At 40.8% G+C, this 601-nt stretch carries 1 pseudogene; it reads left to right on the top strand.

The annotated features are described in order from the left end of the window. A pseudogene (locus tag H4J50_RS19055) lies at nucleotides 1–601 on the top strand (IS3 family transposase); the annotation flags it as partial.

Here is a 601-nt window from a genome sequence, read left to right as displayed (position 1 = left end):
CGCCTTAAAATGGAGCGCGATATATTAAAAAAAGCGACGGTCTTCTTTGCAAACGAAACGAAGTAATATATTCGTTTATCACCCAATATAAGAAGACCTGGCCAGTGGCGGTAATGTGTCCGTTGCTAGGGGTAACCAGCAGTAATTACTACAGTTTTCAAAAACGGAATCAAGATAATGTTGTAGAACCTGAGCATGAAGAAATGCTTGAATGGATTAGAAGTGCGGCTGAGTATAGTGACAATACGTATGGCTCTCGTCGTATGAAAAAGGTATTGAACGCGCTTAGCTTTCCTGTGAGTCGAAGAAAAGCTGCTCAGTTGATGAAGGAAGCTGATGTTTGGGTTCGTTACAAAAAGAAGTACAAGGCGACCACGAACAGTAAACATAAAAAGCCTGTATATGAAAATAAACTTGAACAGAATTTCAACCTAGAAAAGCCTAATCAAGGGTGGGTTCAGGACATCACCTATATTTGGACATCCGAAGGTTGGCTATACCTTGCCGTTGTAATTGATTTATATTCTCGCAAGGTTGTTGGTTGGAGCATGGGCTCTAGAATGAAAGCTAAGCTTGTTTGTGATGCATTAACGATGGCGTT

It is taken from the genome of Colwellia sp. 6M3, assembly GCF_014077595.1.
Taxonomy (GTDB): Bacteria; Pseudomonadota; Gammaproteobacteria; order Enterobacterales; family Alteromonadaceae; genus Cognaticolwellia.
Note: the sequence above shows the minus strand (reverse complement) of the source record. Positions and strands in the feature narration are given on the sequence as shown.